This window comes from Achromobacter pulmonis (assembly GCF_021733725.1).
In the GTDB taxonomy this organism is placed as follows: Bacteria; Pseudomonadota; Gammaproteobacteria; order Burkholderiales; family Burkholderiaceae_B; genus Achromobacter; species Achromobacter pulmonis.
The window spans coordinates 4,344,394-4,358,221 of the sequence record NZ_JAIFOT010000001.1 but is presented as its reverse complement, the minus strand read 5'-3'; the positions used below and the strand labels follow the sequence as shown (position 1 = coordinate 4,358,221).

Annotated in this window: 10 protein-coding genes and 1 pseudogene; 8 read left to right on the top strand and 3 right to left on the bottom strand. The window is 68.0% G+C overall.

All coding sequences use genetic code 11. The features are described 5' to 3' along the window. Window positions 1-19: 19 nt before the first annotated feature. The 4 genes and pseudogenes from K2W61_RS19960 to K2W61_RS19945 all read left to right on the top strand — a co-directional run bounded on the left by K2W61_RS19960 (window position 20) and on the right by K2W61_RS19945 (window position 5,038). Window positions 20-1,591 (top strand): annotated as a pseudogene (locus tag K2W61_RS19960) (ABC transporter substrate-binding protein). A 9-nt stretch (window positions 1,592-1,600) separates the two neighbouring features. Next, window positions 1,601-2,908 carry an acyl-CoA thioesterase/bile acid-CoA:amino acid N-acyltransferase family protein gene (locus tag K2W61_RS19955; RefSeq protein ID WP_175131420.1) on the top strand — a complete coding sequence of 436 codons (1,308 nt, stop codon included), beginning with the start codon at window positions 1,601-1,603 and terminating at the stop codon, window positions 2,906-2,908. A gap of 24 nt (window positions 2,909-2,932) precedes the next feature. Continuing rightward, window positions 2,933-4,102: a CMD domain protein gene (locus K2W61_RS19950; RefSeq protein WP_236756399.1), complete on the top strand. Its 1,170-nt coding sequence runs from the start codon at window positions 2,933-2,935 to the stop codon at window positions 4,100-4,102. Between the two features lie 78 nt (window positions 4,103-4,180). After that, entirely contained in the window at window positions 4,181-5,038 is an 858-nt protein-coding gene (locus K2W61_RS19945) for a class I SAM-dependent methyltransferase (protein WP_175131422.1), read from the top strand. Window positions 5,039-5,064: 26 nt separating this feature from the next. Here K2W61_RS19945 and K2W61_RS19940 read toward each other — a convergent pair whose 3' ends face one another. Next, window positions 5,065-5,280, bottom strand: a complete 216-nt coding sequence (locus K2W61_RS19940; protein WP_175131423.1) for a hypothetical protein — start codon at window positions 5,278-5,280, stop codon at window positions 5,065-5,067. A 144-nt stretch (window positions 5,281-5,424) separates the two neighbouring features. After that, window positions 5,425-6,402, bottom strand: coding sequence for a LysR substrate-binding domain-containing protein (locus K2W61_RS19935; RefSeq protein WP_236756398.1), 978 nt, complete (start codon window positions 6,400-6,402; stop codon window positions 5,425-5,427). A gap of 129 nt (window positions 6,403-6,531) precedes the next feature. Between K2W61_RS19935 and K2W61_RS19930 the strand changes: the two genes are divergently transcribed. The 4 genes from K2W61_RS19930 (at window position 6,532) to K2W61_RS19915 (ending at window position 11,429) form a co-directional block, all read left to right on the top strand. Continuing rightward, window positions 6,532-7,533 (top strand): tripartite tricarboxylate transporter substrate binding protein, encoded by a 1,002-nt coding sequence (locus K2W61_RS19930; RefSeq protein ID WP_236756397.1) that lies wholly within the window; start codon window positions 6,532-6,534, stop codon window positions 7,531-7,533. Between the two features lie 3 nt (window positions 7,534-7,536). Continuing rightward, a complete protein-coding gene (locus tag K2W61_RS19925; RefSeq protein WP_175139700.1) occupies window positions 7,537-9,057 on the top strand; it encodes a UxaA family hydrolase in 1,521 nt (506 codons plus the stop codon). Between the two features lie 58 nt (window positions 9,058-9,115). After that, window positions 9,116-9,880 (top strand): 4-hydroxy-2-oxoheptanedioate aldolase, encoded by a 765-nt coding sequence (gene hpaI, locus K2W61_RS19920; protein ID WP_175139699.1) that lies wholly within the window; start codon window positions 9,116-9,118, stop codon window positions 9,878-9,880. Window positions 9,881-9,956: 76 nt separating this feature from the next. Further along, window positions 9,957-11,429: an NAD-dependent succinate-semialdehyde dehydrogenase gene (locus K2W61_RS19915; RefSeq protein WP_236756396.1), complete on the top strand. Its 1,473-nt coding sequence runs from the start codon at window positions 9,957-9,959 to the stop codon at window positions 11,427-11,429. Between the two features lie 250 nt (window positions 11,430-11,679). Here K2W61_RS19915 and K2W61_RS19905 read toward each other — a convergent pair whose 3' ends face one another. After that, window positions 11,680-13,797, bottom strand: coding sequence for a TonB-dependent siderophore receptor (locus K2W61_RS19905; protein ID WP_236756395.1), 2,118 nt, complete (start codon window positions 13,795-13,797; stop codon window positions 11,680-11,682). Between the last annotated feature and the right edge of the window lie 31 nt (window positions 13,798-13,828).

Below are 13,828 nucleotides of genomic sequence, written 5' to 3'. Positions count from 1 at the left end.
CTCACCAAGGACCCCGAACATGAAACGCCTGATTCTCTCGACCCTGACCGCCGCCATCCTCGGCGCATCCGCCGCGGCCGCGGCCGACAACCTGGCGATCGGCTTTGCCGACCCGCTGTCGTCGCTCGATCCGCAACTGAACAACCACGCCGGCGACCGCTCGGTCGATCTGCACTTCTGGGACCTGCTGGTCGAAAACAAGTGGAACAAGCTGCAGCCCGGCCTGGCCGTCAGCTGGAAGCCGCTGGACAGCACCACCTGGGAATTCAAGCTGCGCGAGGGCGTCAAGTGGCAGGACGGCGTGCCTTTCACGGCCGATGACCTGATCTATTCGTACACCCGCGCCCGCGCCGTGCCCGGCAGCGTCGCCACCTTCGCCGGCTACCTGCGCACCATCGAGTCGATGAGCGCCAAGGACCCGCTGACGCTGATCGTCAAGACCCGCGCCCCGAACCCCGACCTGCCGTTGAATCTGGCGTCGGTGCACATCGTCAGCAAGCACGTCGGCGAAAAGTCCACCACCGAAGACTACAACTCGGGCAAGGCCATGGTCGGCACCGGCCCCTACAAGTTCGTGTCGTACACCCCCGGCGATCGCGTCATCATGGAACGCAATGACGGCTACTGGGGCGAGAAGGCCACCTGGGACAAGGTCAACTACCGCTACATCAACAACGCCGCCGCCCGCACCGCCGCGCTGCTGGCCGGCGACGTCGACGTGATCGACAAGGTCTCGGTGTCGGACCTGGCCAAGCTGCAGAAGTCGCCCGGCATCTCCGTGTTCCCCTATGACGGCCTGCGCGTCATGCTGCTGCAGCCCAGCTTCAACCCCGCGCCCAACCCGTACATCACCGACAACAACGGCAAGCCGCTGGACAAGAACCCGCTGCTGGACGTGCGCGTGCGCCAGGCGCTGAACCTGGCCATCAACCGCAAGGCCATCGCCGACCGCATCCTGCAAGGCGCCGCCACCGAGGCCAACCAATGGATGCCCAAGGGCACCTTCGGCTACAACCCCGAGGTCAAGGACATCCCCAACGATGTCGCCCAGGCCAAGAAGCTGCTGGCCGAAGCCGGCTATCCCGAGGGCTTCAAGCTGACCATGCACGTGCCCAACGACCGCTACCCGCAAGGCCCGGAAACGGCCCAGGCGGTGGCGCAGTTCTGGACCCGCATCGGCGTCAAGACGCAAGTGGAAGTGGTGCCGTGGGCCGTCTACTCGGGCCGCGCCAACAAGAATGAATTCGCGGTCAGCATGCTGGCCTGGGGCAACGGCACGGGCGAAGCCAGCTACGCGCTGGTCAACATCCTGGCGACCGTGGACGCCAAGAAGGGCCTGGGCGCCTCCAACTGGGGCCACTACAGCAACGCCAAGGTCGATGCCGCGCTGGACCAGTCCACCTCGGAATTCGACGTGGCCAAGCGTGAAGCCATCCTGCGCGACGCCGTCAAGATGGTGTCCGACGACGTCGGCATCATCCCGCTGTTCCACTACAAGAACATCTGAGCCGCCAAGAAAGGCCTGAAGGTCACCCCCATGACTAGCGACCGCACCGCCGCCATGATGGTCACCAAGGACTCGGCCAAGTAAGGCGCGCACATGGTACCCAGCCTGAGCATCCAACCTGCCGACGCGCTCATCGACGTGCCCCGCCAGATCCGGGTGGAGCACGCCGCGCCCGGCCAGACGGTGGAGATCACCGCCCTCACCCGCCGCAACGGCGTGCTCTGGCAAAGCCAGGCCGCCTTCATCGCGGGCGAGGACGGCGTGGTCGACCTGACGCGCGATGCGCCCGTCTCCGGCGACTATAGCGGCCTCGCGCCCATGGGCCTGGTGTGGTCGCAGTCGCCCGTGGACTCGCCCAGCCGCGAGCCCTTCAACCACCCGGTGACCGAGCCGCTGGTCACCGAGGTGGTGGCGCGCGTGGCCGGCGCCCAGAGCGTGGCGCGCTTCACCCAGCGCCTGGCGGCTGATGGCGTGACGCGCCAGGACGTGCGCGAGGACGGCCTGGTCGGCACGCTGTACCTGCCGCCCGGCGCCACACCCGGCTCGCATCCGGCCGTGCTGATCCTGAACGGCTCGGGCGGCGGCATCAACGAACCGCGCGCCGCGCTGTACGCATCGCGCGGCTACGCCGCCTTCGCGCTCGCTTACTTCAAGGCGCCCGGCCTGTCGGATTACATCTCCAACACGCCGCTGGAATACTTCCAGACTGGCCTGCGCTGGCTGCGCAAGAAGGTCCAGCCCAAGCACGACTTCGTCGCCATCAGCGGCCAGTCGCGCGGCGGCGAACTGGTGCTGCTGCTGGGCGCCACCTTCCCCACGGAAGTCTCGGCCGTCGTCGCCTACGTGCCCGGCGCCGTGGTCCACAGCGGCCAGAACGCCTGCGACCCCAAAATCGGCCGCGAAGGCCCGACCTGGCTGCTGGGCGGCAAGCCGCTGCCGCACGTCTGGGAGAACAACCGTACCGCCACCTGGGCGCCGTTCGACGAAGGCCCGTCGCCGCACCGCCACGAAAAGGCCATCCTCACCGCGCTGCAGGACCCCGACGCCGTGGCCCGCGCTCGCATCAAGGTCGAGGACATCCAGGGCCCGGTGATGCTGCTGTCGGCCACCGACGACGGCTCGTGGCCGTCCAGCCTGTACTCGAAGATGGTGCGGGACAAACTGGCGGAAGTGCAGCACCCGTACCCGGTTCAATGGCTGGACTACGAGAACGGCGGCCACTCGATCCTGTTCCCCTACGTGCCCACCACCCAACTGGTCTACGCCCACCCCGTGTCCGGCAAGATCAGCACCAGCGGCGGCAACCCCAAGGACAACGCGCGCGCCGACGAGCAATCGTGGGAAGGCGTGCTGAAGTTCCTGGACGCCGCGGTCAAGGCGCGCGGACAAGCCGCCCGCTGAACGACATCCAAGGAGATTGATTCAATGGCACACCCCCCCATCGTCTACGACGCCGCCCGCGACCTGGTGGACCAGCTCGTCGGCCTGCAGGCCGACAGCGCCACCTACGCCGTGCGCCACCAGCGCGACAAGGTGGCCGCCGCCACCCAGGGCAGCTACGACGCCCTGTTCGACCCGGCGCTGCCCGGCCTGACGCTGGCCGAGCGCCTGCTGGTCGCGCTGTACGCCGCGCGCCTGACGCCGTCGCCGGCGCTGGCCGCGCACTACCGCCAGCGCCTGGCCGAAGCCGGCGCCAGCGCCGCCGACATCCAGGTGGCCGAGTCCGGCACGCCGGCGGACGCCGCCGATCCGCGCCTGGCCGCCATCCTGGAATTCACGCGCAAACTGATCGAAAAACCGGTCGAAGGCGACGAGGCCGCGCTCAAGACCCTGCCGGCCGCCGGCGTCTCCACGCCGGCCGTGGTCACGCTGTCGCAACTGGTGGCGTTCCTGTCGTACCAGGTGCGCCTGATCGCCGGCCTGCACGCCATGCAGGCGCTGGCGGCCACGCCCCTGGCGGCCGGCGTCCCGCCCGCCCCCTTCCCGCCCAACACCGCCGCCACCGAGCCCGGCGCCGTCATCAAGGCCCACGGCTTCACCAACGAAGTGCTGGAATGGAAGGCGTGGCTGGACGTGGTCCAGGTCGACAGCGCCACGCCCGAGCAGATCGCGGTGCTGGAAGAAAGCCACCCCAAGGCCAAGGTCTCGGATTACTATCTGTTCCTGGTGCACCAGCCGGAAATCCTGCGCCAGCGCTCCACGGCCTTCAACGCCATCATGTACGCGCCCGGCGGCCTGTCGCGCGCCGAGCGTGAGCTGGGCGCGACCGTGGTGTCGCGCGTGAACGGCTGCGTCTACTGCGCGTCGGTGCACGCGCAGCGCTTCGAACAGCTGGCCAAGCGCAATGACGTGATCGCGCAAGTGTTCGAGGACCCGGCCACCGCCGGCACCACCGCGCGGGAACGCGCGATCAGCCAGTTCTCGATCCAGATCACGGACGCGCCGGCGTCGGTGGATGCGGCCAGCATCCAGGCGTTGAAGGATGTGGGCCTGAGCGACGGCGAGGTGCTGGACCTGCTGCACTCGGACGCGATCTTCGCCTGGGCCAACCGCTTGATGCTGAACCTGGGCGAGCCGGTGCTCGTGCAGGTCTGACGCCGGCGTTTTCGTTAAACTGGCGCTTTCCGCCTATTCATGCGCCCCGCCCCACGCGGGGCGCATTGCCTTACCCCCATGTCCGAGAAAACCCACGACATCCGCCCCGGCCAGTCGATCGAACTGCTCAAGGCCCTGCACATCCTGACCCGCGACGGCAAGATGAACCAGGACAGCCGCCGCAAGCTCAAGCAGGTCTACCACCTGTTCCAGTTCATCGAACCGCTGCTCAAGGACGTCCAGCAACAACGCGGCGCCGTCACCCTGGCCGACCACGGCGCGGGCAAGTCGTACCTGGGCTTCATCCTGTATGACCTGTTCTTCAAGGAACAGCCCGAGGCGCAAAAGGCCGGCTCGCACATCTACGGCATCGAGACCCGCGAGGAACTGGTCAAGTCATCGGAAGAACTGGCCAAGCGCCTGGGCTTTGGCGGCATGTCGTTCCTGAACCTGTCGGTGGCCGAATCCATCACCTCCGACAAACTGCCCGCGACCATCGACGTGGTCACCGCCCTGCACGCCTGCAACACCGCCACCGACGACGCGATCCATTTCGCGCTGGAGAAAAAGGCCAAGTACATCGTGGTGGTGCCCTGCTGCCAGGCGGAAGTGGCGTCGGTGCTAAGGAAGAACAAGGCCAAGGCGCTGGCCGATCCGCTGGCCGAGATCTGGCGGCATCCGCTGCACACGCGGGAATTTGGGAGTCAGATCACCAACGTGCTGCGGTGCTTACAGCTGGAAGCGCATGGGTACCAGGTCAGCGTGACGGAGCTGGTGGGGTGGGAGCATTCGATGAAGAATGAGCTGATCATCGCGCAGTACAAGGATCTGCCGCGTAGGAAGCCGGCACAGCGGCTGACGGAGATGCTGGATCGGATTGGGTTGCAGGAGTTGAAGGATCGGTTTTTCCTGCCGGAGCCCGTGGCGACGTCCTGAATGCGGCGACAAGGCCACGCCCGGGATCAATCCCCCGAGCTGCGGCGCAAGCGATCCGTCGACTGCTTGTTCAGCCGCTTCGCTTCGGCCTCTGCGTAGTCTTCCTCGCCCTGTTCGTATTTTCCTTCATACATGCAGCTGCTGCGAACCAAGCCGCACTCGCCGATGATTGAAGAACAGCCCGAGCTCAACGCGGCGAGAAATAGCACGACACCGTAACGGCCCAACGTGTGAATCGACATATGGCTCCTTGAGGAATCGCCGTAGTGTACCGGCGAGGATGACAGCCCCAGCCCAGGGCTGGGGTAAAAAATGGTGTCAAACGACGGCGTGCGCGCTCCGGTGGCCCCGGGTTGCGTGAACTGCCGGCAAGGCTGCGCGCCAGGCTACCGCGTCCGACCACCGCCGCCACGACCTAAGCCCCCCGACGCCCTGCGCCCCCCCGCCGCCTGCCGCAGACTCTGCATCAGTTGCGCCGCCACCGCCGTCGGCGTGCTCTCGCGCAGCGTGATGATCCCCACGCTGGGCAACTCCACTACCACCGCCAGCCGCAACACGGCCAACGTGCCGGCGCGTTCGAGTTCGCGCGCGGCGCTTTGCGCCATGAAGCCCACCGCGCCGCGCCGGCGCACGAATATCCCGACCGTCTGGTACGACCAGGACTCGATGATGTCCTCGGGCGGCTGGACGCCGTGGCGGTAGAACTGCTGTTCCAGCTTGACCCGCAGCGAGGCCCACGGTGGCGGCATCACGCAGGGCATGGCGGCGATCTGCGCCCAGGTCGGCTTGCGACGGCGCGCCAGCGGATGGCCGGGCGGCGCCACGGCGACCATGGGCTCGGCGTAGAGGGCCTCGGTGGTCAGGTCGGGCGAGGCGTAGCCTGGTTCCAGGCGGCCGACGAAGCAGTCGATCTCGCCCAGCCGCAGCTTGGGCAACAGCCCGGTCAGGTCACCGGTTTCGATTAATACGGTGGCGCGTCCGCTGCGCTGCTTGAGCAGGTCCACGGCGTCGGCCAACAACGGCGACAAGGCGACATCCATGGCGCCCACGCGCACCCGGCCGGCGGCGCCGCTTTCGAGCGCGCCGATCTCGTCGCGGGTGCGCTCGTACTGAGCCAGCACCGAGCGGGCAAAGCGCACCATGGCGGCGCCGGCGGTGGTGGGCTCGGTGCCGCGCGTGGACCGCAGGAACAGGGTCTGTCCCAACATCGATTCGATTTCGGTCAGCATGCGCGACACGGCCGGCTGGCTGACGGACAGGAATTCGGCGGTGCGGCCCAGGTGGCGGAACTGGTCCAGCGCCACCAGCAATTGCAGGTGGCGCAGCTTGATGTTGCTGCGCAGGACGCGGTCGATCTGGGCCATGGGGATCTCTACTTAATATCCATGTTATGTAGCAATGCCATTTTTTGATTGGAAGGTTATATAAACCGCCGCCACAATGCAAAGCAAGTCCGAACGCCAGAGTCGGGCCGAACCGAAAGCGAGGAGACAATGAAAGAACGTTTTGCGATGCAGCCGCTGCGGCGGACATTGCTGCTGGGCGGCGCGGCCATGGCCGGCGCCGCGATGCTGCCCCGGGCCGCGCGCGCGGCCGGCTTCCCCAGCCGCCCCATCACCTTCATCTGTCCGTGGGCAGTGGGCGGCACGGCCGACCAGTCGATGCGGGTGTTATGCCAGGCGGCCAGCAAAGTGCTGGGACAGACCATCGTGGTGGAAAACCGTGCCGGCGCATCCGGCATGATCGGCGCCAAGGCGCTGGCCAACGCCAAGCCGGACGGCTACACCATCGGCCAGATTCCGATTTCGGTGACGCGCTTTGCGCAGTTGGGCATGCTGTCGGCCGACCCGCGCCAGGACTTCACCTATATCGCGCGCACCTCGGGCCAGACCTTCGGCATCGTGGTCAGGGCCGATTCGCGCTTCAAGTCGCTGGCCGACATGGTGCAGTACGCCAAGGCGCATCCCGGCATCGTGACCTATGGCCACGCGGGCGTGGGCGGCGCGACGCATGTCGGCATGGAGCAGTTCGCCCTGGCGGCCGGCATCCAGTTCAACGCCATCGCCTACAAGGGCGGCGCGCCGGCGCTGCAGGACCTGATGGGCGGGCAGATTGACCTGCTGGCCGATTCCAGTTCGTGGGCCACACAAGTTCAGGCCGGCAATCTGCGGCTGTTGGCCACCTGGGGTGCGCAGCGCACGCCGCGCTTCAGCAACAGCCCGACGCTCAGGGACCTGGGCTATGACGTGGTGGTGGACGCGCCCAACGGCGTCGGCGCGCCCAAAGGCCTGGACCCGGCCGCCGAGAAAGTCCTGCGCGACGCCTTCCGCCAGGCCGTGGCCAGCCCTGAATTCAAGCAGGTCGCCGACAGCCTGGACGCGCCGGTCATGTACCTGGACGGCCCCGACTACCAGCGCTATGTCGCCCAGGTCTATGGCCAGGAAACCGAACTGATCGAGCGCCTGCACCTGAAGGCCATGCTGCAACAGAGCTGAACCATGCCATCGCCGCTTATCCGCCTGCATCCCGACGACAATGTGCTGATCGCCCGCGACGGCCTGGGCCTGGGGCAGTCCCTGCCGGACCTGGACCTGCGCGTGCGGGCCCAGGTGCCCGCCGGCCACAAGATCGCCGCGCGCCGCATCGCGCAGGGCGAGACCATTCGCAAGTACAACGTCGTCATCGGCGTGGCGGGCCGCGATATCGAAGCTGGCGACCACGTGCATACGCACAACGTCGAGCTGGCGGATTTTCAGCGCGATCCGGGTTTCTGTCTGGACGCGGTGCCGGTGGCGCCGGTGGCGCCCGACGAGCAGGCGCGCTTTCTCGGCTACGTGCGGCCCGATGGACGGGTCGGCACACGCAACTTCATCGGCATCCTGGCATCGGTGAACTGTTCGGCCACCGTCATCAAGGCCATCGCGGCGCACTTCGACGCGCAGCGGCTGGCGGCCTATCCGAACGTGGATGGCGTGGCGGCGTTCGCGCATACCAGCGGTTGCGGCATGTCCTCGCCCAGCGAGCATTTCGACGTGCTGCGCCGCACGCTGGCCGGCTATGCGCGGCATCCCAACCTGGCCGGCGTGCTGATCGTCGGGCTGGGCTGCGAACGCAACCAGGTCGATGCGCTGGTCGATACCCAGGGGCTGGCGCGCGATCCGCGGGTGCGCACGCTGGTGATGCAGGACAGCGGCGGCACCCGAGCCACCATCGCCGCCGGGATCGCCGCGATCGAAGCCATGCTGCCGGCGGCGAACGACTGCGCGCGCAGCGAAGTATCGGCGCGGCACTTGAAGATCGGCCTGGAGTGCGGCGGTTCGGACGGGTTTTCCGGCATCACGGCCAATCCGGCGCTGGGCGCGGCCATGGACATCCTGGTGCGGCATGGCGGCACCGCGATCCTGTCGGAGACGCCGGAGATCCATGGCGTCGAATACCTGCTGACCCGGCGCGCCGCCAGCCGCGAAGTGGGCGAGAAGCTGCTGGCGCGGCTGGCCTGGTGGGAACGCTATGCCGCCGGCCAGAACGCTCAGTTCAATGGCAAAGTCGGCCACGGCAACCAGCAAGGCGGGCTGGCGAACATCTTCGAGAAGTCGCTGGGATCGGCCATGAAAGGCGGCAGCACGCCGTTGCAGGCGGTCTACGAATACGCTGAGCCGATCGACCAGCCCGGCCTGGTGTTCATGGACTCGCCCGGCTACGACCCGGTGGCGGTAACCGGTCAGATCGCCAGCGGCGCGAACCTGATCTGCTTTACCACCGGGCGCGGCTCGATGTTCGGCTCCAAACCTGCGCCGACCCTGAAGCTGGCCAGCAACACGCCCATGTTCCGCCGCCTGGAGGAAGACATGGACATCGATTGCGGCCCGGTGCTCGACGGCGAACTGAGCGTGGCGCAGATGGGCCAGCGCATTTTCGAGCAGATCCTGCTGGCCGCCTCGGGCCAGCGCACCAAGAGCGAATTGCTGGGCCTGGGCGATCACGAATTCGTGCCGTGGCACCTGGGCATCGTCAGTTGATCCATGGCGCCGCGTCCGCGGCGCGCTTCCTTCACGTCATTTGTCATAGGCGCTACTCATGCCCGCCCTGAATCCCTTCAAATCCGCGCTGGCGTCCGGCACGCCGCGCATCGGCCTGTGGCTGTCGATGGCCGACCCTTACCTGGCCGAAGTGGCCGCAACCGCCGGCTTTCACTGGCTGTTGATCGACGGCGAGCACGCGCCCAACGACCTGCGCAGCACCTTGCAGGCGCTGCAGGCGGTGGCCGCGTACCCGTCGCAGCCGGTGGTGCGCGTGGTCGATGGCGATCCGTCGCGCATCAAGCGGCTGCTGGACATCGGCGCGCGCACCCTGCTGGTTCCCATGGTGGACACCGCCGAACAGGCCCGCGCCCTGGTCGCGGCCACGCGCTACCCGCCCCACGGCGTGCGCGGCGTGGGCAGCGCGGTGGGCCGCGCCTCGCAATGGAACCAGCGCGGCGACTACCTGGACGTGGCCGACGACGAGATCTGCCTGCTGGTGCAGGCCGAGACCACCGCCGCCCTGCGCAACCTGCCCGCGCTGTGCGACACCGATGGCGTGGACGGCATCTTCATCGGCCCGGCGGACCTGGCGGCCTCGATGGGCCACCGCGGCAACCCCGGCCATCCCGAGGTGCAGGCCGCGATCGAGGCGGCCATGCGCACCATCGTGGCCTCGGGCAAGGCGGCCGGCACGCTGACGTCCGACCCGGCCCTGGCGCGGCGCTACCTGGAACTGGGCTGCACCTTCGTGGCGACCGGCGTGGACATCCTGCTGTTCGCCGGCGCCGCGCGCAAGCTGGCGCGCGATTTCGATTGCTGATCCGACCGGCCGCGGCGGCGCGGCCTACCTTCTGCCAATTCCCCCGGCCCGCCAACGGCCACGGAGCCTGAACGACATGACCACCCATGCCGACGCATCGGCGCTGTTCCAACCCGACAATTTCATCGACGGCGCCTGGGCGCCGAGCCAAACCGGGCATCGTTTCGAGGTGACCGACCCGGCCACCGGCGCGGTCATCGCCCACGTCCCCGACAGCGGCCCGCAGGATGCCCGCGCCGCCGCCGACGCGGCCGCGGCCGCCCTGCCCACCTGGCGTGCGCGCCTGCCACGCGAACGCGCGGAACTGCTGCGGCGCTGGCATGCGCTGATCCTGGCGCGCCAGGAGGAACTGGCCGCCCTGATCTGCCGTGAACAGGGCAAGCCGCTGGCCGAGGCCCACGGCGAGGTGGCCTATGGCGCGTCGTACGTCGCCTGGTTCGCCGAGGAAGCCACCCGCATCTATGGCGACATCATCCCCGACCAACAGCGCGGCAAGCGCATGACCGCCATCAAGGAGCCGATCGGCGTGGTGGCCGCGATCACGCCCTGGAATTTTCCGCTGGCCATGATCGCGCGCAAGATCGCACCGGCGCTGGCCGCCGGCTGCACGGTGGTCGGCAAGCCGGCCGAGGACACGCCGCTGACCGCGCTGGCGCTGGCGCGGCTGGGCCAGGAGGCGGGCTTTCCGCCTGGCGTGCTGAACCTGATCACCGCATCGCGCGCGCAGGCCGCGACGGCGGTGGATACATGGCTGGCGGACAGCCGCATCCGCAAGATCACCTTCACCGGCTCGACGCCGGTGGGCAAGCACCTGGCCCGCGAATCCGCCGCCACCCTGAAGAAGCTGTCGCTGGAACTGGGCGGCAACGCGCCCTTCATCGTGTTCGACGACGCCGACCTGGAGGCGGCGGTCGATGGCGTCATGGCGGCCAAGTTCCGCAACGGCGGCCAGACCTGCGTCTGCCCCAACCGCGTCTATGTGCAGGCGGGTGTGTATGATCGTTTCGCCACCCTGCTGCGCGACCAGGTCGCGGCGCTGCGCGTGGGGCCGGGCACCGACCCGGCCAGCCAGATCGGCCCCATGATCAACGCCCGCGCGGTCGACAAGATCGCCCGCCACGTCGACGACGCCCGCGCCCAGGGCGCCCGCGTGCTGACCGGCGGCGAGCGCCTCACGCACCTGGGGCCGCATTACTTTGCGCCGACCGTGTTGGGCGGGGCCCACGCCGGCATGGCGCTGTGCGGCGAGGAAACCTTCGGGCCGGTGGTGCCGCTGTTCCGCTTCGACGACGAAGCCCAGGCCATCGCCGCCGCCAACGACACGCCATTCGGCCTGGCCTCGTACTTCTACACGCAGGACGTGCGCCGTATCGAGCGCGTGTCGCGCGCCCTGGAATCGGGCATCGTCGGCGTCAACGAAGGCGCCTTGGCCTCGGAGGCCGCGCCGTTTGGCGGCGTCAAGGAATCCGGCTACGGCCGCGAGGGCTCGAAATATGGCTTGGACGATTACTTGTCGATCAAGTATGTGTGCCAGGGCGGGCTGGGGTAAGCCGCTGAGGCGGGAAGGCGGCGCCCCGTGTGGCGCCCGCGAGGCATCGCCACAAAGATCGGCAATCACACGTTCCGTGCGATCGGCATCACCCGGTATCTGAAAAACGGCGACACGCTCGAGATGCTCTGCTCGCTCACGCCGCCTGGCCACTTCGGCCACAGGATCTCGGTCGGCTTCGCGTAGTATCCGAACGATCTACTCTTCGCTGTCACCTTGCCTTCTTCATCTCGACATCAATCTACCCGCCTCACCACTGATACCCTACCTTCAAACTAACCACCCTCCCCGCTCCCGCAAAGCACCCGTTGTCCAGGTCATAGCATCCCCCGCTATACCGCTTGTCCGTCAGGTTGGACACATTCAACTGCACCTTCGTCCCCTTCAAGCTCGGCACCTGCCGCCCCAGGTCGTAATGCAGTTGCGCATCCACCAAGGTGTATCCCGGCACGCGGAAATCCTGCAGCGTCTTGTATCCGCCCCAGCTCCCCCCGTTATGCCGCACCCCGAGCGCCGCGCCCCACCCGGACGGCGCATCCCACGCCAGCCAGACGCCGCCAAAGCGCGTCGGCACGCGCGATGGCGTCCGGCCCACTTCATTGGCATTGCCCTTGGTGTATGCGACGTTCTGCCACGTATACGCCGCGATCACGCTCCACTGCGGCGACAACCGCGCATGCGCTTCCAGTTCCAGGCCGCGTGATCGGACTTCGCCCGACTGGACGGACAGGCGCGGGTTGGCCGGGTCGGCGCTCAGCACGTTGGTCTGGGTCAGGTGGTAGATGGCCGCCGAGAACAGCGCATCCCAGTTCTCCGGCTGGTACTTGAGGCCGGTCTCGAACAGCTCGCCCCGGGTCGGCTTGAACGGCTCGCCGCTGGCGGACAGGCTGTTCACGGGCTCGAAGGACTGCGCGTAGGTCGCATACGGCGCCAGGCCATTGTCGAAGCGATACAGCGTGCCGGCGCGCACGGTGGTGGCCTGGTCCTTCTGGATAAAGCCGCTGTGCCAAAGCTTGTCGGTGGAATCTATGGTCGACCAATCCTGGCGCACGCCAACGGTGGTGTGCCAGTTGCCCAGCGCGATCTGGTCCTGCACGTACAGGCCGGTCAGCGTCGAGCGCGTGCCCTTGTCCATGACCGTGGGCGGGACGGGCTGCGATGCGCCGTAGACGGGGTTGTAGATGTCCAGCTTGGTGCCGTTGTAGGTTGTGCGGTAGTCGCCATCGCCGCGCATCTGCTCCCACACCAGGCCGGCCAGCAGTTCGTGGCGCGCGACGCCGGTGGCGAAGCGCCCCTTCAACTGGTTGTCCAGGGTGAAGCTGTCGTAGCGCTCAGTGGAACCGAGCACCTGGCGGTCGATGGTGCGCAGGTCCGGTTGCAAGGCGGCCAGGACCACGGCGTCATAGTCGCTGTCGACGCGGGTGTAGCGGCCGTTCAGGCTCACGGACCAGTCGCCCGCCAGCTTCTGGTCGAACTGGTAGCCGACGGCGCGAATGGTGCGCGCGAACGTGTCGTAGCCCGGCTCGCCCACGTTGAAGCGCGGCGGCAATTGGCCGTAGGGATTGGGCAATACGCTGCCGATGCCGGGCACCGACGAGATCATGCCCAGGCCGGGATCGTCCTGGTAGCGCGCGTACAGCGTGAAGCGGGTGGCGGCGCTGGGTTGCCAGGTGAGCGAGGGCGCGATCGCGCGGCGGCGCAACCAGGTGCCGTCCAACTGGCCGTCGCTGTTCATGGCGGTGCCGACGACGCGGAACAGCAGCGTGCCGCGCTCGTCGGCCTTACCGCCCAGGTCGAACGAGCTGCGGCGGTAGCGGCTGGTGCCGCCTTCCAGTTCGATCAGGCGCACGGCATCCTCGCGCGGCAGCTTGCTGGTCAGCGCAATGACGCCGCCGGGCGTGGACGTGCCGTACAGCACCGAGGCGGGGCCGCGCAGCACTTCCATGCGCTCCAGCAGGAAGGGATCGACCTGTTGGCCGCCGAATAAGACGCCGCGGCTCAGGCGCATGCCGTCCAGGAAAGTGTCGACGGGGCCGTTGCCTGTGGTGAAGCCGCGGATGCTCATGTCGTCATAGGCCGTGACGGCGCCCCAGGATTCGGTGGCGATGCCGGGCGCGTAGCGGAAGGCCTCATTGACCGAGCGCACGTCGCGCGCATCCATCTGCTCGCGGGTGACCACCGAGAGGGACTGCGGCGTCTCGATCAGAGGCGTGTCGGTGCGCGTGGCCGAGCTGGAGCGGCGCGGCACGACGCCGTCGTCCAGGGGGATGCCGACGACCTCGACCGACGGCAAGGTGGGCGCGTCGCCCGCCATGGCCGCCTCGGCCGCCAGCGCCCCGCCGGGGTGGGTCCAAGTCAGCAGCAGCAAATGAAATCCGACGGTAAGAACCCGGGGCGAT

Bases quoted from the DNA above. Each gene is read 5' to 3' on its own strand.
- K2W61_RS19955 (WP_175131420.1), top strand. From the start codon at position 1,601: ATGGTACCCAGCCTGAGCATCCAACCTGCCGACGCGCTCATCGACGTG.
- K2W61_RS19950 (WP_236756399.1), top strand. From the start codon at position 2,933: ATGGCACACCCCCCCATCGTCTACGACGCCGCCCGCGACCTGGTGGAC.
- K2W61_RS19945 (WP_175131422.1), top strand. From the start codon at position 4,181: ATGTCCGAGAAAACCCACGACATCCGCCCCGGCCAGTCGATCGAACTG.
- K2W61_RS19940 (WP_175131423.1), bottom strand. From the start codon at position 5,280: ATGTCGATTCACACGTTGGGCCGTTACGGTGTCGTGCTATTTCTCGCC.
- K2W61_RS19935 (WP_236756398.1), bottom strand. From the start codon at position 6,402: ATGGCCCAGATCGACCGCGTCCTGCGCAGCAACATCAAGCTGCGCCAC.
- K2W61_RS19930 (WP_236756397.1), top strand. From the start codon at position 6,532: ATGAAAGAACGTTTTGCGATGCAGCCGCTGCGGCGGACATTGCTGCTG.
- K2W61_RS19925 (WP_175139700.1), top strand. From the start codon at position 7,537: ATGCCATCGCCGCTTATCCGCCTGCATCCCGACGACAATGTGCTGATC.
- hpaI (WP_175139699.1), top strand. From the start codon at position 9,116: ATGCCCGCCCTGAATCCCTTCAAATCCGCGCTGGCGTCCGGCACGCCG.
- K2W61_RS19915 (WP_236756396.1), top strand. From the start codon at position 9,957: ATGACCACCCATGCCGACGCATCGGCGCTGTTCCAACCCGACAATTTC.